The 25,698-nt window shown below is 28.8% G+C and carries 26 protein-coding genes and 8 tRNA genes; 33 read left to right on the top strand and 1 reads right to left on the bottom strand.

The genetic code is table 11. The features are described from left to right. Window positions 1–188: 188 nt before the first annotated feature. From yedF to ACY1IQ_RS08460, 23 genes are all read left to right on the top strand, one after another. Window positions 189–782, top strand: a complete 594-nt coding sequence (yedF, locus tag ACY1IQ_RS08570) for a sulfurtransferase-like selenium metabolism protein YedF (RefSeq protein ID WP_461613553.1) — start codon at window positions 189–191, stop codon at window positions 780–782. 17 nt (window positions 783–799) lie between these two features. Then, complete coding sequence (locus ACY1IQ_RS08565; RefSeq protein WP_461613552.1) at window positions 800–1,051, top strand: DUF3343 domain-containing protein; 252 nt, start codon at window positions 800–802, stop codon at window positions 1,049–1,051. Window positions 1,052–1,342: 291 nt separating this feature from the next. Then, on the top strand, window positions 1,343–1,948 hold the full coding sequence (locus ACY1IQ_RS08560; RefSeq protein ID WP_461613551.1) for a TraX family protein: 606 nt from the start codon (window positions 1,343–1,345) through the stop codon (window positions 1,946–1,948). Further along, window positions 1,929–2,039 (top strand): TraX family protein, encoded by a 111-nt coding sequence (locus ACY1IQ_RS08555; protein WP_461613607.1) that lies wholly within the window; start codon window positions 1,929–1,931, stop codon window positions 2,037–2,039. Before ACY1IQ_RS08560 ends, ACY1IQ_RS08555 begins: the two co-directional genes overlap by 20 nt. Before the next feature lie 276 nt (window positions 2,040–2,315). Beyond that, entirely contained in the window at window positions 2,316–2,507 is a 192-nt protein-coding gene (locus ACY1IQ_RS08550) for a DUF951 domain-containing protein (protein WP_291569096.1), read from the top strand. 177 nt (window positions 2,508–2,684) lie between these two features. Continuing rightward, entirely contained in the window at window positions 2,685–2,972 is a 288-nt protein-coding gene (rpsF, locus tag ACY1IQ_RS08545) for a 30S ribosomal protein S6 (protein WP_039634468.1), read from the top strand. A 14-nt stretch (window positions 2,973–2,986) separates the two neighbouring features. Beyond that, window positions 2,987–3,421 (top strand): single-stranded DNA-binding protein, encoded by a 435-nt coding sequence (locus tag ACY1IQ_RS08540; RefSeq protein ID WP_461613550.1) that lies wholly within the window; start codon window positions 2,987–2,989, stop codon window positions 3,419–3,421. 20 nt (window positions 3,422–3,441) lie between these two features. Then, entirely contained in the window at window positions 3,442–3,687 is a 246-nt protein-coding gene (gene rpsR, locus ACY1IQ_RS08535) for a 30S ribosomal protein S18 (RefSeq protein WP_461613549.1), read from the top strand. A gap of 277 nt (window positions 3,688–3,964) precedes the next feature. Further along, window positions 3,965–4,282 carry a MazG-like family protein gene (locus ACY1IQ_RS08530; protein ID WP_039634480.1) on the top strand — a complete coding sequence of 106 codons (318 nt, stop codon included), beginning with the start codon at window positions 3,965–3,967 and terminating at the stop codon, window positions 4,280–4,282. A gap of 11 nt (window positions 4,283–4,293) precedes the next feature. Beyond that, a complete protein-coding gene (locus ACY1IQ_RS08525) occupies window positions 4,294–5,292 on the top strand; it encodes a DUF2232 domain-containing protein (protein ID WP_461613548.1) in 999 nt (332 codons plus the stop codon). Between the two features lie 11 nt (window positions 5,293–5,303). After that, window positions 5,304–7,304: a DHH family phosphoesterase gene (locus tag ACY1IQ_RS08520; RefSeq protein WP_461613547.1), complete on the top strand. Its 2,001-nt coding sequence runs from the start codon at window positions 5,304–5,306 to the stop codon at window positions 7,302–7,304. Further along, window positions 7,304–7,747, top strand: a complete 444-nt coding sequence (gene rplI / locus ACY1IQ_RS08515) for a 50S ribosomal protein L9 (RefSeq protein ID WP_461613546.1) — start codon at window positions 7,304–7,306, stop codon at window positions 7,745–7,747. Before ACY1IQ_RS08520 ends, rplI begins: the two co-directional genes overlap by 1 nt. 113 nt (window positions 7,748–7,860) lie before the next feature. Next, window positions 7,861–9,717: a Lon family ATP-dependent protease gene (lonC, locus tag ACY1IQ_RS08510; protein ID WP_461613606.1), complete on the top strand. Its 1,857-nt coding sequence runs from the start codon at window positions 7,861–7,863 to the stop codon at window positions 9,715–9,717. Between the two features lie 104 nt (window positions 9,718–9,821). Further along, window positions 9,822–11,153 carry a replicative DNA helicase gene (locus tag ACY1IQ_RS08505; RefSeq protein WP_461613545.1) on the top strand — a complete coding sequence of 444 codons (1,332 nt, stop codon included), beginning with the start codon at window positions 9,822–9,824 and terminating at the stop codon, window positions 11,151–11,153. Window positions 11,154–11,514: 361 nt separating this feature from the next. Next, window positions 11,515–12,429, top strand: coding sequence for a CAP domain-containing protein (locus ACY1IQ_RS08500; RefSeq protein ID WP_461613544.1), 915 nt, complete (start codon window positions 11,515–11,517; stop codon window positions 12,427–12,429). Window positions 12,430–12,719: 290 nt separating this feature from the next. Next, window positions 12,720–13,052 (top strand): TM2 domain-containing protein, encoded by a 333-nt coding sequence (locus ACY1IQ_RS08495; protein ID WP_461613543.1) that lies wholly within the window; start codon window positions 12,720–12,722, stop codon window positions 13,050–13,052. Window positions 13,053–13,313: 261 nt separating this feature from the next. After that, entirely contained in the window at window positions 13,314–14,444 is a 1,131-nt protein-coding gene (locus ACY1IQ_RS08490; RefSeq protein ID WP_461613542.1) for an SPFH domain-containing protein, read from the top strand. A 16-nt stretch (window positions 14,445–14,460) separates the two neighbouring features. Further along, on the top strand, window positions 14,461–15,564 hold the full coding sequence (locus ACY1IQ_RS08485) for a TFIIB-type zinc ribbon-containing protein (protein ID WP_461613541.1): 1,104 nt from the start codon (window positions 14,461–14,463) through the stop codon (window positions 15,562–15,564). Window positions 15,565–15,774: 210 nt separating this feature from the next. After that, a complete protein-coding gene (locus ACY1IQ_RS08480) occupies window positions 15,775–16,764 on the top strand; it encodes a 3'-5' exoribonuclease YhaM family protein (RefSeq protein WP_461613540.1) in 990 nt (329 codons plus the stop codon). Between the two features lie 281 nt (window positions 16,765–17,045). Further along, a complete protein-coding gene (locus ACY1IQ_RS08475; protein WP_461613539.1) occupies window positions 17,046–18,332 on the top strand; it encodes an adenylosuccinate synthase in 1,287 nt (428 codons plus the stop codon). Between the two features lie 267 nt (window positions 18,333–18,599). Then, window positions 18,600–19,514, top strand: coding sequence for an ABC transporter ATP-binding protein (locus ACY1IQ_RS08470; protein WP_461613538.1), 915 nt, complete (start codon window positions 18,600–18,602; stop codon window positions 19,512–19,514). Window positions 19,515–19,517: 3 nt separating this feature from the next. After that, entirely contained in the window at window positions 19,518–20,297 is a 780-nt protein-coding gene (locus tag ACY1IQ_RS08465) for an ABC transporter permease (protein ID WP_461613537.1), read from the top strand. 234 nt (window positions 20,298–20,531) lie between these two features. Further along, a complete protein-coding gene (locus tag ACY1IQ_RS08460) occupies window positions 20,532–20,717 on the top strand; it encodes a DUF1858 domain-containing protein (RefSeq protein WP_461613536.1) in 186 nt (61 codons plus the stop codon). Between the two features lie 203 nt (window positions 20,718–20,920). Here the strand turns inward: ACY1IQ_RS08460 and ACY1IQ_RS08455 are convergent, their stop codons facing one another. Continuing rightward, window positions 20,921–22,156 (bottom strand): BaiN/RdsA family NAD(P)/FAD-dependent oxidoreductase, encoded by a 1,236-nt coding sequence (locus tag ACY1IQ_RS08455; RefSeq protein ID WP_461613535.1) that lies wholly within the window; start codon window positions 22,154–22,156, stop codon window positions 20,921–20,923. A gap of 379 nt (window positions 22,157–22,535) precedes the next feature. Between ACY1IQ_RS08455 and ACY1IQ_RS08450 the strand changes: the two genes are divergently transcribed. The 10 genes from ACY1IQ_RS08450 to ACY1IQ_RS08405 all read left to right on the top strand — a co-directional run bounded on the left by ACY1IQ_RS08450 (window position 22,536) and on the right by ACY1IQ_RS08405 (window position 25,682). Beyond that, a tRNA-Glu gene (locus ACY1IQ_RS08450) sits at window positions 22,536–22,610 on the top strand. Between the two features lie 5 nt (window positions 22,611–22,615). Then, window positions 22,616–22,691: transfer RNA gene (locus ACY1IQ_RS08445), tRNA-Val, on the top strand. Between the two features lie 5 nt (window positions 22,692–22,696). Continuing rightward, window positions 22,697–22,773: transfer RNA gene (locus tag ACY1IQ_RS08440), tRNA-Asp, on the top strand. 5 nt (window positions 22,774–22,778) lie between these two features. Beyond that, a tRNA-Thr gene (locus ACY1IQ_RS08435) sits at window positions 22,779–22,853 on the top strand. Between the two features lie 28 nt (window positions 22,854–22,881). Beyond that, window positions 22,882–22,956: transfer RNA gene (locus tag ACY1IQ_RS08430), tRNA-Glu, on the top strand. 4 nt (window positions 22,957–22,960) lie between these two features. Then, a tRNA-Val gene (locus ACY1IQ_RS08425) sits at window positions 22,961–23,036 on the top strand. 6 nt (window positions 23,037–23,042) lie between these two features. After that, a tRNA-Asp gene (locus ACY1IQ_RS08420) sits at window positions 23,043–23,119 on the top strand. 5 nt (window positions 23,120–23,124) lie between these two features. After that, window positions 23,125–23,199 (top strand) — tRNA-Thr (locus tag ACY1IQ_RS08415). Window positions 23,200–23,759: 560 nt separating this feature from the next. After that, window positions 23,760–24,905 carry a double-cubane-cluster-containing anaerobic reductase gene (locus tag ACY1IQ_RS08410; protein WP_461613534.1) on the top strand — a complete coding sequence of 382 codons (1,146 nt, stop codon included), beginning with the start codon at window positions 23,760–23,762 and terminating at the stop codon, window positions 24,903–24,905. A gap of 15 nt (window positions 24,906–24,920) precedes the next feature. Further along, complete coding sequence (locus ACY1IQ_RS08405; RefSeq protein ID WP_461613533.1) at window positions 24,921–25,682, top strand: acyl-CoA dehydratase activase; 762 nt, start codon at window positions 24,921–24,923, stop codon at window positions 25,680–25,682. The last annotated feature ends 16 nt before the right edge of the window (window positions 25,683–25,698 follow it).

Here is a 25,698-nt window from a genome sequence, read left to right as displayed (position 1 = left end):
TTAATTAAAATATTTTATCTATTTACATTTTAAATATTACATTAGTTCCTTTGTTTGATATAATAAATTTAGCTTTTATAAGCTTTATATTAATATAACATAAAATTAATTAAAATTGGAAATGTATAAATTAATATTTAAAGAGTAATAATTTCTATGAAACTAAAAAATAAATAGGGGGAGTTATGATGAGTCATATAATAGATTGCAAAGGACTTAATTGTCCTTTACCTGTAGTAAATACTAAAAAATATTTTGACACTATTGAAAATGGGGTTGCAACAACTATAGTCGACAATGAAATTGCTAAGAATAATGTTGTTAAATTTGCAGAAAATGCAAACTTACAGGTTAATGTGTCAGAAAAGGATAGTTTATATCATATAACAATTATAAAGGGTGAAGGTCAGTTAGAAAATTTCAAAAATGAGGAAAGCTTTGAGGCTAATGAAAAATTTACAATTGTTGTTTCAAGTGATAAATTAGGAAATGGAGATGAAGCTTTAGGTGAAGCTTTAATGAAAAGTTACTTATTTGCTCTTTCAGAGGCAGATATAATTCCTAATAATTTAGTATTTTTAAACAGTGGTGTAAAATTAGTAGTTGAAGGTTCTTTAGTTTTAGAAAGTATTGATAAACTAAAAGAAAGAGGCGCTAGTATATATAGTTGTGGACTATGTTTAGATTTTTATAAAATAAAAGATAAAGTTCAAGTTGGGGAAATAACAAATATGTATGCTATTATAGAAATGATGAATAGTAGCAAAACAATAAAGCTATAAGTTTAGGAGGTAAGCTATTGGATAGTTATTATATCTTAGTATTTAATAACACCCATGAAGCTATGAAAGCAGAAAGTGGATGTGTTGAAGCTAAAATTAAGGCAACAATGATGCCAACACCTTCTTATATAACTAAAAGTTGTGGAATAAGCTTAAGAGTTGACGAGAATGGATTTAGCGGTATTAAAGAACTGATAAATGAAAAAAAAATTAATGTTAAAAGTATATTTAAAAAGGAAGATAGTTTTTATACGGAAGTTCAACTTTAATATAACATGTCTTCCAAATAATTAATCATTAAAATATATTTTATAACATACTATATCATTATAACCTAAAAATAGTATTAATATCTGTAAGCTATAGATATACAATATGCAAATACTATAATATTTAAAATCACTATCTAAATTTTATGATTTAGGTGGTGATTTTTATTTTTACAATAAAATTAATTTAGTTATTTAAAGATAAATTATAGTTTTTAATAAATCTTTATAAATTCCTTAAAAACTGAGCTTATATTTATACTGAGAAATAAATTTATGGAGGTAATAAAAATGAATTCAACTCAACTAAAGATCTTTGCTATGATAACAATGCTTTTAGATCATATAGGTACTGTTCTTTATCCGCAAATTGTAATTTTCAAAATTATAGGTAGACTGGCTTTCCCTATATTTTGCTATTTTATTGCTGAGGGCTATATAAAAACAAGAAATAGAAAAAAATATGCTTTAAGATTATTAATAATTGCTTTAATATCTCAACTACCATTTATTACTGTATTTAGACAAGCTTTTGGAGAAAACTTTTTAGCACTAAACACTATTTTTGATTTATTTTTAGGGCTCATAGCTATATGGTTATATGATACTTTAAAGCTAAAACATAATATTATCATTATTTGGGGCATTGCAATTTTAGCATTTCTCCTACGTATAGATGGAGATTTTATGGGAATATTTATGATATACTTTTTCTTTAAATATCATGATAATTTTAATAAAATGGCTAAAAAGCAGATACTTCTTCTGGGTATATCTCAAATAATTTATATGTTGTATATGATAGCTTATGGTGTTCCATTAATAGCACTTTTAAATTTTCAAATGTGGGAAGGACTTTTTTCTATAGTAGTGTCTTATACCAATAAAATATTATAATGGTAAAAAGGGTAAGAATATAAAATATGCATTTTATGTATTCTATCCTCTTCATCTTTTAGTTATTTATCTTATAAAGATAAATCTATAAATAAAGAAATTGCATAATTTTTATGCAATTTCTTTGTTTATGTACGATTTTTAATTTGTTATAAAGTTCAAAAGTAATATTTCATATTGTAATTTCTAATAAATTAATTATAGTTTATATAGAAAAACCAATAATATTTATATAAAGATTATTGATTTTTTATTTATTTTGTATAGTATAATAAATTTAGAAAAGAAATTTTAGCAGTGTAATTTAATTTGTGTTTCTATATGAAAAACTATTAAAAATTAAGACAATAGAAGGGATGATAATTTTATGAAAGATTTTGATATAAATGATATTGTTGAAACTAAAAAAACTCACCCTTGTGGAAGTAAGAGATGGAAAATTATAAGAATGGGTGCTGATATAAAGATAAAATGTCTAGGATGTGAAAGAATAATTATGCTTCCTAGGAGTAAATTTGAAAGTTCTATAAAAAAGGTAATAAAGGAAGGCGAAGAATAAATAAGTTTATTTATGGGCTATAATTAAATAAGTTCTTAAATTATGTAGAAAATTCTATATAAAATATTTATTATTTATATTTTGCTTGATTTTTTAATTTTAAACTGGTAAAATGTATTGATGTAATCCCTGCTGTGTATAGCACAGCCGTTAGTCCGAGGGGAGGAGGTGAAACTAATGAGAGCATATGAAACTATATTCATATTACACCCATCATTAGACGAGGAAGCTGTTAAAGCTAATATCGAAAAATTCAAAGGTGTAATAGAGAACAATGGTGGAGAGATCGAAAATGTTGACGTTTGGGGTAAGAGAAAGCTTGCTTACGAAATCGCAAAAGTTAATGAAGGTCACTACACTCTAATCAACTTCAAATCAGAAGCTGACTTACCTAAAGAGTTAGATAGAGTATTCAGAATTACTGACACTGTTATAAGACATATCATAATCAATCCAGAAAACTAGTAGGTGGTGTTTTTATGAATAAAGTTGTTTTAATCGGAAGATTAACAAAAGACCCAGAGTTAAAATTTACTCCAGGTACAGGAACAGCTGTAACCACTTTTACTGTTGCCGTTAATAGAAGATTTAAGAAAGAAGGTCAACCAGAAGCAGACTTCATTCCAGTAGTGGTTTGGGGAAAGCAAGCTGAGAGCACTGCTAATTACATGAGTAAGGGTAAACTTATAAGTGTAGCTGGTAGAATAGAAACTCGTTCTTATGAAGCAAAAGACGGCACAAGAAGATATGTAACTGAAGTTATTGCTGATGAAGTTCATTTCCTTGAATGGGGAGAAAAATCATCAGATATGAATACAAGAACTAACAATTATGACCACGGCGGATTCCCACAGGATGATCTTGTATCAACTGATATAACTCCTATGGATGATGGCGAGGACATTCCATTTTAATAGGTAAGGAGGAGAGCGTAATGGCAATGGATCGCAAAAAAGGCGGAAACAGAAAAAGAGCTAAAAGAAAAGTTTGCTCATTCTGTATAGATAAAGCTACAGCTATTGACTATAAAGATATAAATAAATTAAGAAAGTACGTTACAGAAAGAGGTAAAATATTACCAAGAAGAATTTCTGGAAACTGTGCTAAACACCAAAGAATGTTAACTGTAGCTATTAAGAGAGCTAGAAACATAGCTTTATTACCATTCACAACAGAATAGTAAATAAAGTAAAGCAGCAACCGAAAGGAAGCTGCTTTTATTTTATATAGAAATTAATTTTAAATAAATGTTAAATATAGAGTTGTAGGTTTAATTTGAATTTTATAGTATAATATAAACCATAATATGTAAATAGCTATAATATAATAATTAATTTATAAAATATATTTATATAACTTTATAAATTATAATAAAATGCTCCTAATGTCAATATCTTATTGCATAAATATTGAAAAAAAACTAAAATAGATTTATAGCTTAGGAAAGGATTGGGGATATGAGAAAAGAAGATTTTAATATCATGTCTAGTGTAAAAATTATTGAAAATTTAAAAGCTGAGCTGTTATGTGTTATAGGGGATTTTTTTAAATTGCTAAGTAAAGGTAGCAATGTAGCTCAAGATGCTATTTTAGATTGCATTTCAGGTGCAATAATAATATTGTATATGTTAGCAGAAAGGCTAGGATATTCTCATTTAGCAGTAGATGAGAGTATGAAAAGAAAGCTTAAATTAGGAATAGTTGAAGAAGATAGCTTAGAAAGAGAAGGCAAAGATTTAAGCAAGCTTTATAATCATTTAAAAGAGAGAAACTAACGGAGGAAAGAATGAAAGATCAAAAATATAGCACTAAATCTATAATGGAAGCAGCATTTATGTCCGTATTTATAATTATTCTAATTATTATTACAGCATATGTTCCAGTATTGTCTATAGTAGGAACAGCACTTCTTCCAATACCAATTACCGTACTTTATTTAAGGCAAGATTTTAAGACTACTATTAGTTGCATCATAGTTAGTATCATTTTAACCTGTTTTGTGATAAATCCTATAACAGCAATTACAGCTGCATTAGATTACGCTATTGTAGGTTTGACTTTAGGATATTGTATTAAGTCAGAAAAAAGTTCATATTTTACTCTAATAGCGTTGATTTTATCAGGAATTTTATCTACTGTACTAACTTTATTATTTACAATATGGCTAGTTGAAAAGAAAAGTATAATGGATTTCTTGAATAGCTTTTTCATAACTACATCCCAATATATGAAGGAATCTTTAGAACTTACTAAAAAAGCTTATCTAGATATGGGAATTTCTGAAGAAAAACTTATATTTATTGATCAAATGGAAAAGTTTTTAACTAAGGATGTTCTTATAGGATATATTCCTATAGGTATAGCATTTTATAATTTTATTTCTGCCTATATTAATATGACTATTAGTAGGCTAGTTTTAAGCAGATTAAAAGAAAAATCAGTTAATGTTCTTTCTTTTACGCATTTTTATATAACTAATTTATTTGGAGCATTGTTAATAGCTTTAGTTTGCTTATCAATTATTCTTCAATCTAAGGGAATAATAAGTGGTAACTATTTATTTATAGCAACATCCGGATTAGCTATAATGACTTTTATGATAAATGGTGTAGCAACAATTAGCTATTATTTAATTCATAAAAAGAAGTTTTCCAAGACTTTAACCTTTATTATAATAATATTTACTTTTTTCTTAAAATTAACGAATGTATATATTTTAGTAGGAATAGGAGAAATGATTCTAGATTTTAGGAAGCTAGACCCATATAGAATGTTAAGAAGGTAAAGGAGCTTTATATGAAAATTAAAGAAGAAAATTACAGTTATTTTACTAATAATAATAAGCTTTATATGGTTGTAATAGCTTTGTTTATACTACTATTGTTTTGGTTAAAACATTATGAAATAGCTTTGATTTCATTAGTGTTTTATTTAATATTAGTTGTATATAATGTAAAAAATTCAAAGGTTAAAAACTATGAATGGAAAAAATTTATAGAAAACATATCTTCTAAGATGGATGTAGCTACTACAAGTACACTTTCAAACCTACCATTTCCATTAATAATGATAAGTGGAAAAGGAAATATACTTTGGTATAACCAAAATATTTCTGTAAAACTTGATGGAAAACAAATAATAGGTGAAAACATAAAAGACATTGTAAAAGAATTTAATGTAAAGCAAATATTAGAAGGTAAAAAAAATTCTTATAAGGCAGTAAATATAGGAAATGATTATTATGATATTCATACCAATGTAGTAGATACTGAAATTTCTCAAAGTGAAAATGATAAAATAATACTTTTATATTTTTATGATGTAACTGAAAAAGTTAAGTTAATAAAAGATATTAGTGATAATAAAGAAAGCGTCATATTAATTGAGGTAGATAATTTAGATGATGTGATAAAAAATACAGCAGAAGATAGTGCTCCTCAACTTAGAGCGGATATTGAAAGAACAATAAATAGCTATGGTCAAAATCTTAATGCTATGATTAAAAAATATCAATCTAATAAATATGTACTTACTGTTCAAGATAAGTATATTGAAAAAGAATTAGAAAAAAAATTTGATATTTTAGATAATATTAGAGAAATAAATGTTGGAAATAGATTAGCAGTAACATTAAGTATGGGTATTGGTAGAGGAGGAAGTACTCCAGCCCAAAATCTAGAATTTGCAGAAGCTGCAAAAGATCTAGCATTAGGCCGTGGTGGAGATCAAGCAGTTGTAAAAAGTTTTGAAAAATTATCTTTCTATGGAGGAAAAACTAAGGAGATAGAGAAGAGAACTAAAGTAAGAGCTAGAGTAATAGCTCATGCATTACTTGAACTTATAAATGAAAGTAGTAATGTTTATATTATGGGACATAAAAATCCTGATTTTGATTCTATAGGAGCTGCTATAGGACTATACAGTACTGTAAAGTCTATAGGGAAAGAATGTAATATTGTATTAGACGAACACAATAATTCAATTAAAGAATTATTAATAAGACTAGAAAAAGATGGTGATTATAAAGAAACTTTTGTTAATATTGAACAATGCTTAGATTATAAGGATGATAAAAGTATATTAATTTTAGTTGACGTTCATAACGAAAGTCATGTACTATCAATGGATATAGTAAATAATTTTGAAAGAATAGTAATCATAGATCATCATAGAAAGGCTAAAGATTATATTCAAAATACTTTACTAAGCTATATAGAGACTTATGCATCTTCAACTTCTGAATTAGTTACAGAAATTCTACAATATATGGTTGAAAAACCATCGTTAAAACCAGTAGAAGCAGTAGGACTTCTTGCAGGAATTTGTTTAGATACTAAAAATTTTCACTTCAAGACTGGAGTTAGAACCTTTGAAGCAGCGGCTTTTTTAAGGAGGTTAGGTGCTGATACTACTGAAGTTAAAAAGATTTTTAGTGAGGATTTAAATCATTATATCTTAAGAACAGAGATAATGAAAAATGCTAAAATTAATAATGGATTAGCAATTGTACAGTGTCCGCCAGATATAGAAAATACTGTATTAACTGCACAAGCAGCGGATGAACTGCTAAATATTACAGGTATCCAAGCGTCCTTTGTTATTGTTAAAATGGGATTAGATGCATATATTAGTGCAAGATCTCTTGGGGATATAAATGTGCAAGTTATACTTGAGTCCTTAGGTGGTGGTGGTCATTTAACAATGGCTGGTGCTAGGATAAAATCTGTAACTTTAGATGAAGCTGAGGAAATGCTAAAAGAAGCTATAGATAAATACTTAAGGGAAGGTGAAAAATAATGAAAGTTATATTATTACAAGATGTTAAGGGAGTAGGTAAAAAGGGAGAGGTAATAAATGCATCAGATGGATATGCAAGAAACTTTTTATTCCCTAAAAAATTAGCTCAAGAGGCAAATGATGTCAATATGCATATTTTAAATAAAAAGAATGAAGCTGAAAGAAAGAAAAAATTAGCTGAAATAGAGGCAGCTCAAAAATTAGCAGCAGATCTTAAAGATAAGGAAGTTAAAATAACAGCTAAATCTGGAGACAATGGAAGATTATTTGGAGCTATAACAAGCAAGGATATAGCTACAGCCTTAAATAAACAATATAATGTAGATATTGATAAGAAGAAAATAGTAACAGATACAATAAAAACTATGGGAGCTTTTGAGATAGAAGTAAAATTATATCCTGAGGTATCTACTAAAATTAAGGTTGTTGTTAGTGAACAGTAGTAATTTTATAAACTGAAGGGAGGAAACGCTTTAGTAGGTGCAGTGCTTGGTGCACTTACTAAAGCGGATTAAATTTGAATATATTATCAGTTAATGACCTGTACAGTAACGATATGGATAAGATATTACCAGTTGATATGCAGGTAGATGTATTATACGAATTGATGTATAAGGTGATAGAAGAAGGCACTATAAAGTCAAGAATAGTTAAATTTAAGCTTCAAAAGCACATAGATAGTCATGATGTTAATAGAAGATTATATGCAGCAAATAAGATTATAAGTAATGGGAAAGGAATAGATATTGTTCCTAATAGCACTAATATATCAGAGGTGTTAGAAGAGACAAGCAAATTGTTAGCAGATATAGTTGCTAAAAGATATGTTCAAAATAAAATAGAAAAAGATGTTGAACAATATTTAATAGAAAAACAAGATAAGTATGTAGATGAGGTAAGGCTTTCGATAATTAAAAAACAAAAGGGACCTGAAAATGGAAAAACTCTTAGAAAGTATGCAGAACTTGAGATTTTAGACTCTAAGAAACTTACTAAAAATATAATGTCTATGCTAAGACCTGAAAGTTTTTCAGAAATTATCGGACAAGAAAGAGCAATAAAATCATTAATATCAAAAATGGCTTCTCCATATCCTCAGCATATTATACTTTATGGGCCACCTGGAGTAGGAAAAACTACTGCTGCAAGATTAGCCTTAGAAGAAGCTAAAAAGCTTAAGCATACTCCTTATGATGAAGATGCTAAATTTGTTGAAGTAGACGGAACAACATTAAGATGGGATCCTAGAGAAATTGCAAATCCTCTTTTAGGCTCTGTTCATGATCCAATTTATCAAGGAAGTAAAAGGGATTTAGCAGAAGTGGGAATTCCTGAACCAAAGCCAGGCTTAGTTACAGATGCTCATGGTGGGGTATTATTTATTGATGAAATTGGAGAATTAGATAGTATTCTTCAAAACAAATTATTAAAGGTTTTAGAAGACAAGAGAGTTGAATTTTCATCTTCTTATTATGATCCTGATGATGAACAAACTCCAAAGTATATAAAATATTTATTCGATAATGGTGCACCAGCAGATTTTGTACTTATAGGGGCTACTACTAGAGAACCTAGTGAGATAAATCCAGCATTAAGATCAAGATGCACTGAAGTATATTTTGAACCATTATCACCAAGAGATATAGAGAATATAGTTAAAAATGCAGCTAATAAGCTTAATGTTAATCTTGAGGAAAATGTAGCTAAAGAAATTAGTAGGTATACTATTGAAGGAAGAAAAGCTGTAAATATATTAGCTGATGTTTATGGTTATGTATTATATAATAATGATGATGATAGCAGTTATAGAACTACAATAACCATGAAAGCTTTACAGGAAGTTATATCTATTAGTAGATTAAAACCTTATGAAGAAGTAGTTCTTGCTAATGATAAGGAAATAGGTCAAATTTATGGTTTAGGAGTAGCTGGATATTTAGGTTCAACCTTAGAAATTGAGGCTTCAGTTTTTGAAGCTAAAACTAAGGGGGCAGGAGTAGTTAGGTTTAACGAAACAGCTGGAAGCATGGCAAAAGACTCAGTGTTTAACGCAGCATCAGTAATAAGAAAAATTACAAATAAAGATATTAAGGATTATGACATACATGTTAACGTAGTTGGAGGAGGAAATATAGATGGTCCTTCAGCTGGGGTAGCTATAACTGTATGTATTATAAGTGCGTTACTAGATAAACCATTAAGACAGGATATAGCAATTACAGGAGAGATATCACTGAGAGGAAAGGTTAAACCAGTAGGGGGAATATTTGAAAAAGTATATGGTGCTAGGAGAAAAGGTATTAAAACAGTTATCATTCCTAAGGATAATATAAATGAAGTGCCTCTAGGTCTTTCTGATATACAAGTTATAGCTGTATCAACTATAGAAGAACTATTAGAAATTGTATTTTAATATAAATTCGAATATAATTTAAATTAAAAAATAAATTATAACCCTGCTATAACTTTTATTAGCAGGGTTATAATTAGTATAAGAGTATTTAAGGAGATGATGTCATGAACGCACCTCTTAGAAGTATGCCTCATAATCTTGAAGCAGAACAATCTGTTCTAGGGTCAATGCTTATAGATAAAGCTGCCATTGCTGAAGCTGCTGAGACTTTAGAAAGTGAAGATTTTTATAGAGATTCACATAAAATTATATTTAAGTCTATAAAAGAGTTATATCAGAAGGATATACCTGTAGATATGATAACTTTAATAGAGCATTTAAGATCCACAGAAAAGCTAGATGAGGCAGGAGGGATATCTTATATTACAGAAATAAGTGGTTCTGTACCTTCCACTGCTAATCTTACTTCTTACATACAAATTGTTGAGGATAAGGCAATCTTAAGAAGACTTATTAGAAGTGCAACAGAGATTATAGAAACAAGTTATAATAAGCAAGATGATGTTGATGCAGTAGTAGATTTAGCAGAAAAGAATGTATTTAACATATCAGAAAAGAAAAATACAAGTGATTTTGAGCCTATGAGTACTGTACTTGAAAGAGGCTTTGAAGAAATAGAAAGAATTTATAACAATAAAGGAGAAACTACAGGTGTACCATCTGGATTTAAAGATCTAGATGAAAAGACATCAGGATTTCAAAGTGGTGACATGGTTCTTATAGCAGCTAGACCTTCTATGGGAAAAACTACTTTTGCACTAAACTTAGCTCAACATGCTGCACTTAGAGCAGGAAAAAGTGTTGCTATATTTTCTTTAGAGATGAGTAAAGAACAATTAGCCTATAAACTTTTATGTGCTGAAGCAAATGTAGATATGCTTAAATTAAGAACAGGAGACCTTGATGAAAGGGACTGGGAAAATATCGCAAGAGCTTCTGGACCACTGGCGGATGCAAAAATATTTATAGATGATACAGCAGGTGTATCTATAATGGAAATGCGATCTAAATGTAGAAGATTAAAGATGGAGCATGGAATAGATATGATTTTAATAGACTATCTTCAGCTTATGAGTGGAAGTGGTGGAGAAAGTAGACAACAGGAGGTTTCAGAAATATCAAGAAGTATAAAAGCTATTGCTAAGGAAATGAAGTGTCCAGTAATAGCATTATCACAGCTTTCTCGTGCACCTGAACAACGTGCTGATCATAGGCCTATGCTTTCAGACCTTAGAGAATCAGGCTCTATTGAGCAGGATGCTGACCTTGTTATGTTTTTATATAGAGATGAGTACTACAATAAAGAAAGTGAAGATAAAAATGTAGCTGAATGTATAATTGCTAAACAAAGAAATGGTCCTGTAGGTACAGTAAAATTAGCATGGCTTGGACAATATAGTAAGTTTGGATCATTAGATATAATTCATAGGGAGTAGGAAACTACTTCCTTTTTATATGGCTAAAATCATAAAAAAACTAAACTTATGAATAATTTAAAAAAATAATGTCAAGAAGTTTATGGAAATTAAGATTATTATTGGATAAATGTTATTGTATAAATAAAAATTTAATACTCCATATCAGGAAGAAATGAGGGGTTAGGCTATTATTCTTATAAGGTGTGGATTTTTATATAAGAATTGTAAAATTTGTTCTTATATTCTGATTTATGTATTTATTCTGGTTATATATGGTCATATAGGAAAGGATTTAATAATGAATTTTAAGATAAATACAATTATACTTAAAACCAAACATTAAATTTCTTTATAAAAAATACATAGGGGGGAAATTTTTATGCTAAGAAGAAAAAATAATGTAGTAGTAATACTTATAGCTTTAGCTGCTGTATTAGGTGGGTGCAGTAACGCTAAACAAGATACGGAGACATCTATTAAGGATGAAATTCAACAAGAATCAAAAATTGTAGAAAGTAAAATAAAAAGTGATGATAAAAAAGAGGTTAATAATAAAACTTTAAGTAAACAAGTATCAGATAATAAGGTTGAATCTAATAAAGTAGATGATAATAAAAACTCAACTAGTGAAGTACAAGAGTATACAGTAGCTATTAATAAAACTGTAGAACAAAGCAAGCCAGTAACAGATAATAAAAAAGTTGAAGAAAGTAAAAAGCCGGCAGCTTCACCAGTGAAAAAAGAGACTGTAAGTTCAAATAAAAATGCTGCTAAATCAAATGTTAAATCAACTCCTAAATCAACTCCAAAGCAAACTTCAAAACCAGCTTCTAAGCCGGAAACGGAAACTACAAATAATACTGTAAAATCAGGTAACTATGAATATCTAAACGCAGTTGAAGATGAAGTTTTAAGATTATGTAATATAGAGAGAGAAAAACAGGGACTAGCTCCACTTGTTATGGAAGAAAAACTAAGAGGAATAGCTAGAATTAAATCCGCTGAAATGTTAGAGAATAACTTCTTTGATCACAATTCTCCTATCTCTGGAAGTCCTTCTAATTTGATGAAAATTAATGGGTATACAAATTGGACAGCCTCTGGTGAAAATATTCAAATGAGTCAAGGTAGAGATAAAGCTAGTGTTACAGCTAGTTACATAGTTGGACAGTGGATGAATTCACCTGGTCACAGAGCTAATATATTAAATAAAGAATTTAAGAAAATAGGTGTAGGTATAGTATTTAGAGATTCAGATTTAAAGGCATATGAAACTCAACTATTTTCTAACTAGGCCATATGAAAGAAAATAACTAGTCAAAAATGGATAGTATATTTTGCATTAGATAGTCGATAGATTCTATATATAATGGAATTCTGACGGCGCAGTATGACGAAAATACTTATTTTGAAAATGAGACTAAAATAAATATAAGGTAGACCTTTAAGTAGGTCTACCTTTTTATGAAAGAATTATAATTACTTTTAAGTTTCTATTAGATAAATTTTAAGGATTTTCAGTTATATACATTATGAACATATCATAAATTATATTAATGAAGCTTATATAGAGGAGATAGTTTTATGATATGTTCAAAGTGTAATTATAGCAATGAAGAAAATTTAAGTAGATGTAAAAATTGCGGCCAAATTTTATATGAAGAAGTTAGTATTAAAAGTTGGTATATTACTTTAATATTATGTATTTTATTTGGATTTCTAGGTGTTCATAGATTTTATGTAGGAAAAGCAGGAACTGCTATTATTATGCTTTTGACTTTAGGTGGATTTGGTATTTGGATATTAGTTGATATTGTTACACTCATACTAGAAGAGTTCAAAGATGAAGATAATAAAAGATTAGTTAGAAATGCTGAACTAGAATTAGTAGCTAGTGATAAAGAAGAAAACATTTAAATAATTTCCTAAGAAATAAATATATAGATATATTACTTTAAGGCTTAATCCATGGCTAAATGTAATCTATAAAAACACATAGCTAAAATGCTATGTATTTTTATTTCATAATATAATGACTTTTGAACAATTATTTTACTTATATAGATAACAGGAAAGTCATATGATAGAATTGAATTAATTATATAAATTTTAAGTTAATGCAAGTCTTTAATTTATAAGCTTAAACATTGACAACTATAGTTAAAAGGAGGATTTATTATGGGATTATTTAATTTCTTAAAAAGTCAATTCATAGAGGTAATAGAATGGACAAATAGTAATTTAGATACTATTGTATATCGATTTCCAGTAATGAACAAAGAAATAAAAATGGGTGCAAAGTTAACAGTTAGGGAATCACAAGTAGCTATATTTGTAAATGAAGGGCAGATTGCAGATGTATTTACTCCCGGATTATATGAGCTTACTACACAGAATTTACCTATATTAACAAAACTAAAATCATGGAAATATGGTTTTAATTCTCCTTTTAAAGCAGAAGTATATTTTGTAAATACTAGGCAATTTACGGATCAAAAATGGGGTACTACAAATCCAGTGATGATGAGAGATGCTGAATTTGGAATGCTTAGACTTAGAGCTTTTGGAATTTATTCTTTTAAAGTTTTAGATCCAGTAATATTTATGAAAGAAATATTTGGTACTAGTGAAATTTTTGATACAGAACATATAAATGGACAGTTAAAAAGACTAATTGTTTCTGGAATTTCAGATTTACTTGCAGAAACCAATATAGCAGCGTTAGATATTGCCAGATATTATGATGAGCTTGGAGAACAATCTACCATTAAATTAAAGTCTCGTTTTGAAGCTATTGGACTTAGTCTTACAAATATTATTATAGAAAACATATCTCTTCCAGAAGAAGTTGAAAAAGTTATAGATAAGAGAACTTCTATGGGAGTTATAGGCAATATTGATCAATATGCTAAATATCAAGCATCTGAAGCAATAAGAGATGCAGCACAAAATCAAGGTAATGGATTTGCAGGAATGGGTGCAGGATTAGGAGCAGGCTCTGCTATAGGAACTATGATGAATAGTGCTCTTAATACTTTAAATTCTAATCAAGCTGTGAGTGCTAGAGAGACAGTAAAATGTAAAAAATGCAATACAGAAATTGATAAAAACTCTAAGTTCTGTCCTGAGTGTGGAGAAACTATAAACTCAAAAATTAAATGTATAAAATGCAATGCTGATATACAAGAGGGAGCTAAGTTTTGTTCTGAATGTGGTGCATCTCAAAATACAAATAAATTATGTTCAAATTGTAATGCAGAACTTGATCTAAATGCTAAGTTTTGTCCAGAATGTGGAACTAAATCTTAGATATTAGGGGGATACTATGAATAGCCAAATTGATGATGAGGTAAAGTCAAAAAAAGATACTGATAAATTTACTTGCAGTGGTTGTGGTGCTAACATGATTTATGATCCTAATATAAAGATGTTAACATGTCCTTATTGTTCAAATAATAAAGAGATTGAAGTTGAAGGTGGAAATATAGAGGAGCATGATTTTTATAGTACTGTCGATAAACAAGACACTGATTGGGGTACAGAAACTAGGGTTATACATTGTGATAGCTGTGGTGCAGAAACTATTTTGGGAAAAAATAACACCGCTCAATTTTGTGCCTTTTGTGGCTCTTCACATATAGTTAAAAGAGAAGAAAGTAATATAGCACCAGAATCACTTATACCATTTAAAATGGGAGATAAAGAAGCTAAAGATAAGTTTAATCAATGGATAGTAAAACATTTTTTTGCTCCTAGAGCATTAAAATATGGATATCAAAGTGATAAGCTTAAAGGAATATATATTCCATTTTGGACATATGATACAGAAACGTACTCTACATACACAGCGGAAGCAGGAACATATTATTATGTTACAGTAACTTATTATGAAAATGAAAATGGTAAACAAGTTGCTAAGACAAGACAAGAAAGACGAATCAAATGGGAATATACTGAAGGAAACTATAATAAATTTTTTGATGATATACTTATAGAAGCTTCTACCCAGCTTGATGGAGTTTTAATGAACAAAATTAAATCATATGATTTAAAAGAATTAATTCATTATAATCCTGAGTTTATATCTGGCTTTTATGCTGAGCGTTATGGAATAGACCATGTTACTGGATTTAATAGTGCTAAAGAGCAGATAAACGATATAATATATTCAGATGTAGTTGATAAAATAGATGCTAATGAAGTTAGAGAGGTAAATATAAAGACTTCTTTTAAAGATGTAAAATTTAAACATATATTACTTCCTATATGGATTTCAAGTTATAGTTTTAAGAATAAAGTTTATAAATATTATATAAATGGTCAAACAGGAGAAATACAAGGAGAAACTCCTATAAGTGGCTGGAAGGTACTCTTTACTATAGCATTAATAGCAGCAATATTATTTATAATATATAAACTTATGCAATAGTTAATTTAGACATTTTATTCTTTAGAAGAAACATCTAAAGATAAAATGTTTTTTTAAGTATGTGAAATTGTGATTTAATTTAGATAAGTATAATAAAGAATTTGAAACAATTAATTATAATATATTTTCATGTAGAAGGTTATATAATATATTATAATATTAATAATAGACGTGAATAATTATTATTGATTAATTTTAAGGAGATATAGTATGGAATATAAGAGAAATGGAGATTTTATGATTAAGAAAATAAACGAATTTGAAAAGAGCGATAAAATAGAGAATTATTATTTAATAAAATCGGTAGAATGTAAGTTAACTAACAATAGCACTACTAATAAATACTTAGATGTTAATTTAACTGATAGTACAGGTGAAATAAATGCAAAGCTTTGGGAAGTTTCGCCTGAACTTGAAACATTATTTAGTGAAAATATGTTAGTAAAAGTTAGAGGTATAGTAAATGAATATAGAGGAAAGCTTCAGTTAAAAATAGATAAGATAAGAACAATAAATGATAGTGATGATATTAATATAGAAGAGTTTGTTCCTACTGCACCACACAAATCTGAAGATATGTATGAAGTTGTTTTAGATTATATTTGTAAAATAGAAAATAAAGATATTAGAAATATAACAGAAAAAATTATAGATAGTTGTGGAGATAAGTTATTTCATTATCCTGCTGCAAAATCTAATCATCATGCAGTAAAAGGTGGACTTTTATATCACATTACTACAATGTTAAAAGCAGGTGAAAAATTATTAGAAATATACACTCATTTAAATAAAGATTTATTATATGCAGGTGTAATACTTCATGATATTGCTAAGATATATGAAATGAGTGCTAGTAATTTAGGAATAGTGTCTCAGTATACAATAGAAGGACAGCTTTTAGGGCATATTATATTAGGTATTAACTTGGTAGAAAAAGCTGGTATAGAAGTAAAGGCTGATAAAGAAGTAGTGATGCTTTTACAACATATGATTTTAACACATCACTATGAACCTGAGTATGGAAGTCCCAAAAAACCTATGATACCAGAGGCTGAACTTTTACATCACTTAGATATAATTGATGCTAGAATGTACGATATGAATAAAGCATTAAAAGAGACTGAAATAGGTAGCTTTTCTGAGCGAATATGGAGTTTAGATAATCTTAATATATATAAAAGCTTCATAAGTAACTCATAATAATAGATTCTAATCTAAGTAATTTTTATTAATATATTACGTATGTTGATTCAAAATATAAAAAGATGTTCGCAATTATATTAACTGAATTCTATCACTTTGATAATATAAATTTTAGGTAAATAGTACGGAGAATTTAAATAATATTTTATAGTTGGGTATACTAAAGATTGACATTTAACCTTTTAACATTATAAACCAATTGGATTAATAGGATTATTTTAAGATATAACAATGAAAATTATGATAAGAAAATAAATTTACGAAAGAGAGGAATTAGAATGTCATCATTTGTGGTTTTAGGAGCTCAATGGGGAGATGAAGGTAAGGGTAAAATGACAGACTACCTTGCAGAAAAAGCAGATGTAGTTGTTAGATTCCAAGGAGGAAATAACGCAGGTCATACTGTTGAGGTAGGGGATAAGCAATATAAGCTTCATCTAATTCCTTCAGGAATATTATATAAAGAAAAATTAAATATAATTGCCAATGGAGTAGTTGTAGATCCTGAAGCATTATTTAAAGAGATAGAATACTTAGAAGGATTAGGAGAGAACATAACTCCAGATAGATTAATAGTGAGTGATAGAGCACAAGTTATAATGCCATATCATAAGGTATTAGATAAATTAAAAGAAGAAGCTAGGGGTAAAAATGATATAGGGACTACTCGTAAGGGAATAGGACCTTGTTATAGTGATAAAGTTGATAGAAATGGAATAAGAGTTTGTGACCTTGTAAAGCCTGAAGTTTTAAGAACTAAATTAGAAGAATATTTACCTACTAAAAATAAAGCTATAACTAAGCTTTATGGTGGAGAAGCTTTAAATTTAGATGAAGTTTATGCTAAATATTTAGATTATGGTAAAAGATTAAAATCTTATGTGCAAGATACATCAGTTAGAATATTTGATGCTATAAAATCAAATAAAAAAGTTTTATTTGAAGGAGCACAGGGTACATTACTTGATATAGATTTTGGTTCATATCCATATGTAACTTCATCGAATACTACTGCTGGAGGAGTATGTGTTGGTACAGGAATTGGACCAACAATGATAAATAGTGCCGTTGGTGTAGTTAAGGCATATACTACAAGAGTTGGTAAAGGACCATTTCCAACAGAGTTAAATGATAAAGTTGGCGATTGGATAAGAGAAAAAGGTCATGAGTATGGGACAACAACAGGAAGAAGCAGAAGATGTGGTTGGCTAGACCTTGTAATATTAAAAACAGCAGCAAGAGTGTCAGGACTTACAAGTTTTGCAGTAACTAAAATAGATACATTAGCAGGACTTGAAAAATTAAAGGTTTGTGTTGGATATAAATTTGAGGATAAAATTATAGATTATTTTCCAGCAAGCTTAGAAGATCTTGCTAAGTGTGAACCAATATACGAAGAGTTTGATGGTTGGGATGATAGTATTGCAAATGCCAGGACTTATGAAGAATTACCAGAGAATGCAAAAATATATTTAAAAAGATTAGAAGAATTCACTGGTGTTAAAACATCAATAGTATCTGTAGGACCAAGAAGAGATCAAACAATGATTGTAAGTGAATTATAATAAAAAGCACATAATTTTTATGTGCTTTTTATTATTTTTTGAAAAATTATATATTATCAATAAAACTAAAAAAATATTATGATTTAATTCTAAAGATTATGTTATATTAAAATAATTTAATATTATTGTAATTTTATATTAATGGTATGTATTAAGCAAAAGTTATAAAATGGACATGGACTTAAAGTATAAGGTATTTTAGACACAAAGATATAAGTTTTAAGACAAATAGTTTTTTACAAAACAAGGAAATGGATGTGAGACAATATGTCAGATAAGGTAGTTGAGGTTAAAAATGTCTATAAGTCTTTTGGAAAGAAAAAAATAATTAAAGACCTTTCCTTTTCTGTGGAGAGAGGAGAAATTTATGGGTTTTTAGGGCCTAATGGCTCAGGTAAAACAACAACAATCCGTATGATGGTTGGGCTTATAGGAATAGATAAAGGTGATATTTTTATTGAAGGATATGATGTTAAAAAAGATAAAATTAAAGCTTTAGAGCATATAGGTGCAATTATTGAAAATCCTGAATTATATAAATATATGAGTGGAATGAAAAACTTGATTCACTTTGCAAGAATGAGAAAAACTTCAGTGTCACAAGAGAGAATAAATGAAATTGTTAAACTTGTTAAGTTAGAAGATGCAATAAATAAAAAAGTAAAAACTTATTCTCTAGGAATGAGGCAAAGATTAGGAGTAGCACAGGCACTTTTACATAAACCATCAATTCTTATATTAGATGAACCAACTAATGGACTTGATCCTGAGGGAATACATGAGCTTCGTGAATATTTAAGATATTTAGCTAAAAAAGAAAATATATCTATAATAATTTCAAGTCATTTATTATCAGAAGTAGAACTTATTTGTGATAATATAATAGTTATTCAAGAAGGTAAATTAATAGGAGAACGTACTATTAAAAATGAAAATAATAGTTTAGAAGAAAAGTTAGATGTAGAAATTGAAGTTGATAATATAGATTTAGCTAAAAAATTAATAAATTCTGTTGGTGTTGTCAAAGTAGAAAAAAATAGAATTGTAATTAATTTAAAAAGAGATGAAATTCCATTAATTATAAATAGATTAATTGATGGTGGATTGAAAATTTATGAAGTAAAACAAATTACTCAATCCTTAGAAGAAGTATTCTTAAGCATGACTAAGGAGGGGAAATAGACTATGGGTTTTATTCAACTTATTAGAAATGAAATTATGAAGGTAAATACAAAACGAACAGCACCATATTTTTATATATTTATGAGTGTTATAGTTATAGCATCAGCAATTGTAATTAAATTTATAAGTCCTAGTAAAGGTGTAAATACAGATTACATAAGTTTTATACAAGTATCAATTATGTGGGGTAGCTCTGTTATAGGTATGTTTGCAATGATATTAGGAGCACAGATATTTACTGATGAATGGAAGGACGGAACTATAAAGCAACTTTTAATACGTCCATGGAATAGAACCGCTATATTATTTTCAAAATATATAACTGTGATATTATTCTTATTAGTTAGTTATGTTGTTATATTTATTTCATCATCAATAGTAGGTATAGCTTTCTTTGGTACAAAAGCAGCAAGTGGATATACTTTACCTATATTAATAAAAATAGTACTATATTCAATACCAAAAGATATATTTTATATAACTTTAGCCTTTAGTTTAGCTACGATTTTTAAAGGAATTGGAATAGCTCTAAGTACATCAATTATAGCAAGTTCAGTAGGTGTACCAATAATGATGTTAACTAAAAATTATTGGTGGTCTAAATACATTATATTTGGTCATTTAAATCTTGCAGCCTATGACTCAAATACTCTAATAAGTGGTGCTGGACTTCCTCCTATTGAAGGTGCAACTTTAGGTTTTTCATTAGCTATAATAATTGCATATGTAGCAGCATTATTAATTATAAGTAATTTAATCTTTACAAAAAAAGACGTTATTTAAATAGTAAAATAGCATCCTAAAATGGGATGTTATTCTATTATATGAAGTAATAAGTATATAAATTTTTATTTAAAATATAAAATTGTAACAAAAGTTACAGTTTTTTTTGAATTTGTGTTGTATAATAAAGTTAATCAATAAGGATAAAAAAAACATATAAGAAGATAATAATAAGGTATCTAAAATAAATGGTCAAAGATGCCTAATATATAATTAATGGAAGAGGTGTTATTTATGAAAATTACTAAAGATATGACAATAGGTGAGGTTGTAAGACAACATCCAAATTCTGTAGATGTATTAATGAGTTTTGGAATGGGTTGTGTAGGATGTCCATCAGCACAAGCAGAAACTTTAGAAGAAGCAGCTACAGTTCATGGATTAGATCTAGAAAAATTATTAGAAGCTTTAAATAAGTAAATATAAGTAAGCTAGTCTATAAGACTAGCTTTTTTACTTTTAAAGTTTGTTTATAGATTATAAATTCTTCACTCATAGAAAGAACTATTTTAAAGGAATAATATTATACCTATGTGAAGTCTTTTAGTCTTTTAGATATATATTTGGTTATCTTCTATAGTACTAGTTATTAATATCTATTTGAGCACAATAATTAGTATTTATTATGATTCTGACATTTTGAGGCTTTTGATTGCCACTGAGGCAGAACTCCATGCCCATTGAAGATTAAAACCACCACAATCTCCATCTACGTCTAATATCTCTCCAGCAAAATATAGATTAGGAACTATTTTTGATTGTAAGGTGTTCTCATCTACTTCTTTTGTATCTACACCACCAGCTGTAACTTGTGCATTATCAAAAGAGTTAGTACCACTTACTTTAAATGTCCATTCTTTTAATAAGGATAATAACGCTTCTTTTTCTTCCCATTCTAATGACCAACAAGGCTTATGTATATTATCAATATTAGATTCTTTAAGTATTATAGGAATAATTTTTTTGTTGATTATACCTATAAGGGCATCATGTATAGATCTATATGAATATGTTCCAAAATGATTTTCTAAAAATCTCTTTAATTCATCTTTTGAAAAATTACTCATCATATCAATTTTTAAAGATATATCTTTTCCTTTAGATAAATTATAAGAAGCAATTCTACTAAGTTGAAGGATAGGAGGGCCAGAAATACCATAATCCGTAAATAATATCTCTCCAAACTCACTTCTCCTTAATTTATTATCTACATATATATGTGCATTTCCATCAAATTTGACACCAGATAGTGCTTTTAACTTATTATGATTTAATTTAAGCTGCACAAGAGCTGGAATAGGATTTATTATATTATGTCCTAGTTTTTTAGCTAAGGTGAAACCAAAACCATCAGAACCAGTTTTAGGTGCGCTTTTTCCTCCTGTACAAAGTAAAAGCTTGCTGCAAACAAAGTTTTCTTCATTATTACAATTTATAATAAATTTGTTCTTATAATTTATTTCTTTTACTTTATGATTTAAATAAATAGGAACTTCCCTTTCCTCTAAAGCAAATCTAAAAACATCCAGTACAGAAGAAGCTTGCAAGGACATAGGATACATTTTATCACTATCTAAGGTAACTAAATACAAACCAATTGAATTAAAAAAATCTACGGTATTTTTTAATGTAAAGCTTTCAAAGACCTTATTAAAAAAAGTTTTATTTTCACTATGATACCTTAAAACATTTATGTTTTTATTGGTTATATTACACCTTCCATTTCCTGTTGTAAGAATTTTCTTACCTATTCTATCATTGCTTTCTAATATAGCTACATCTATGCCCAGGTCTTTTGCTATAATAGCAGCCATAATTCCTGAAGCACCGCCACCAACTATAATAAGGTCATGTTTCAAAATAAAATCTCCTTTCTAAAAAGAAAAAATAATGTTAAACTTATTATAAGTATTACTAATAAAACCATCAAGTAATCATCAATAAATAATTTATGGCATATTAGTCATAAATTATTTAATCCAGAATAGAATATATATTGTGAAGAAGTATATAAATTTATTTTAAAATTTTATAATAAATTTCAAATTATGACTTTTTTCTTAGAGAAAAGTGTCAGTAAAGTTGTTGATTTATCTAGGTTTATCATATTAAATGAGCTTTTATGATAAAAAGTGAAATTTTTTTTGAAAAATTGTTGACATTGTTAAGGATTTTAGGTATTATATTACTTGTCGGGTGTGCAGAAAGCACCGACCTAACAAAAGCAAAATGACATATGGCTCCTTGGTCAAGCGGTTAAGACACCACCCTTTCACGGTGGTAACAGGGGTTCGATTCCCCTAGGAGTCACCATTAGTGGTCGCATAGCTCAGCTGGGAGAGCATCTGCCTTACAAGCAGAGGGTCACAGGTTCGATCCCTGTTGCGACCACCACATATGGCCCAGTGGCTCAGTTGGTTAGAGTGCCGGCCTGTCACGCCGGAGGTCGAGGGTTCGAGTCCCTTCTGGGTCGCCATAATTGCTGGCATGGCTCAACGGTAGAGCAGCTGACTTGTAATCAGCAGGTTGTAGGTTCGATTCCTATTGCCAGCTCCATTTTATAAAAAATAAAAAAGTCGTCATTGGCTCCTTGGTCAAGCGGTTAAGACACCACCCTTTCACGGTGGTAACAGGGGTTCGATTCCCCTAGGAGTCACCATTATGGTCGCATAGCTCAGCTGGGAGAGCATCTGCCTTACAAGCAGAGGGTCACAGGTTCGATCCCTGTTGCGACCACCATAATATGGCCCAGTGGCTCAGTTGGTTAGAGTGCCGGCCTGTCACGCCGGAGGTCGAGGGTTCGAGTCCCTTCTGGGTCGCCATAATTGCTGGCATGGCTCAACGGTAGAGCAGCTGACTTGTAATCAGCAGGTTGTAGGTTCGATTCCTATTGCCAGCTCCATGAAAAACTTGAATGGAAACATTCAAGTTTTTTTCGTTATGAAGAAATACTATAAAAATAATCTAGAGATGAATTTCTTAAAACAAAATTTATTTTTAAAAAACTCCAAAAGCTTTAGCAGTAAAGTTTTGACCTTAATTCTTCATTTTTCATTCTTAATTTTTAATTCATAGAAAGAATTTTTGTTATTGAAATTAAAATCATGTATAAGTTAAATCTTTATTGTGGAACCCTATATTTAATATATCTATAGATAAGTGTATAATCATTGAAAAACAAAAATTCACAATTATCAAAATATATGTTAACATTAACTCAAGACGAAGTTGGTTATAGTCGTTTATCCTTTAATTAAAATTTTCCTTTTGTATTTAAAAGCTCAACTACATATAGTTGAGCTTTTAAATTGTAATCAAAAATAACTGGTAAAAGATTTAGTATTAATAATTTTATTTCATAAAAAAACAGTAAAACTATTAAAGCTACAGATATTAAAGTTCAAGTGTTTATAAAGACTAGATAATATTTTACTCATATATTATATATTTGGAGGGTTTGTAATGAATAATTTACCAAAAAACTTTGAAGAGTTTAATGAAACAAGAAGAAATGGCTTTATTAAAGTTAAAGAGTTAAAAGATAAAGGACAAAAGGTAGTAGGTACATTTTGTACTTTTGCACCAGTAGAGGCTATATATGCAGCAGGTGCATATCCAATAAGTCTTTGCGCTGTTAGTGAAGAAACTATTCCAGATGCGGAAAAACATTTACCTAAAAACTTATGTCCACTTATAAAAGCAAGCTATGGATTTGCATTAACGGACAAGTGCCCATATACATATTTTTCAGATTTAATAGTAGGAGAAACTACTTGTGATGGAAAAAAGAAAATGTATGAATATCTAGAAGAAATAAAACCACTGCATGTTATGCAATTACCTCAAAACACTAATAGAGAACATGCTCTTAAAGTATGGAAAGAAGAAATTAAATATTTTATGGAAAGACTTGAAGATCAATTTGATGTTAAAATAACAGAGGAAGCACTTAAAGAAGCAATTAAAATTCGTAACGAAGAAAGAAATGTGTTAAAAGATCTTTATTCATTAGCAAAATTAAATCCAGCACCAATAAGTGGATTACAACTTCATAAAATAATAGATGCAACTCACTACACTTTTGATAAAAAAGAACAAAATAGAATGTTAAGAGAAACAATAGAAGACATAAAAGCTAATTATGATGCAAAGAAAGATACTTATAAAAATGGACCGAGAATATTAATTACTGGTTGTCCTATAGGCGGAGTAGCAGATAAAGTTTTAACTGCCATTGAAGAAAGTGGTGGAGTAGTAGTTTGTTTTGAGAACTGTTCTGGAATTAAAGAAAAAATTAGGCTGGTTGATGAAACAAAAAATCCAATTGATGCATTAGCAGAAAAATATTTAAGTATTCCATGTTCAGTTATGGCACCAAATGATGGTAGACTAGATTTAATCAGCCAGCTAGTTAATGAGTTCTCAGTTGATGGTGTTATAGATATAACATTACAAGCTTGTCATACTTATAACGTTGAGACTCATAGAATTAAGAAGTTTGTGAATGAAGAAATGAAAATACCATATATGAATATAGAGACAGACTATTCTACTTCAGATATTGGACAACTTAAAACTCGTATGGCTGCATTTATTGAAATGCTTTAAAAGGAGACGATAAGTGTGTACTATATAGGAATAGACATAGGCTCTACTGCTGCTAAGGTAGCTATATTTGAAGATGATAATTTAAAAGATACTTTTGTTATGCCTACAGGATGGAGCAGTATTGAAACATCAAAGGCCATAGATGAGAAATTAAAATCTATGTGTATATATGAAGAAAATAGAAAAGTAGTGGCGACTGGATATGGAAGAGTTTCAGTACCTTATGCACATAAGTCAGTAACGGAAATAACCTGTCATGGTAAGGGAGCGTCATATCTTTTAGGGGAAGATTGTACTGTAATTGATATAGGTGGACAAGATACTAAAATCATAACTGTTAAAGATAATATGGTTACAAATTTCATAATGAATGATAAATGTTCTGCAGGCACAGGAAGATTTATTGAAATTATGTCTAATATATTATCAGTAGATATAGAAGAATTATGTAATTTAGCTTCCAAGGGAGGAAACACTACAATAAGTTCAATGTGTACTGTTTTTGCAGAGTCAGAAGTTATAAGTCTTATAGGAAGTGGGAAAAAAAGAGAGGATATAGCATTTGCAATTATTGACTCAGTAGTTACAAAGGTATCTTCATTGTGTAAAAAGCATGATGAAGGAGAAAAATATTTTTTAACTGGTGGTCTATGCGAATGTGACTATATTATAGAAAGTCTTTGTAATAAGTTAAATAGTGAAGTAAAATCAGATAAATTAGCTAGATATGCTGGCGCAATTGGTGCAGCAATATTAGCTAAAAAAATAAAAAATTAAAATAAAAAAGGTAACA

This window comes from Clostridium sp. Marseille-QA1073, assembly GCF_054863625.1.
Note: the sequence above shows the minus strand (reverse complement) of the source record. Positions and strands in the feature narration are given on the sequence as shown.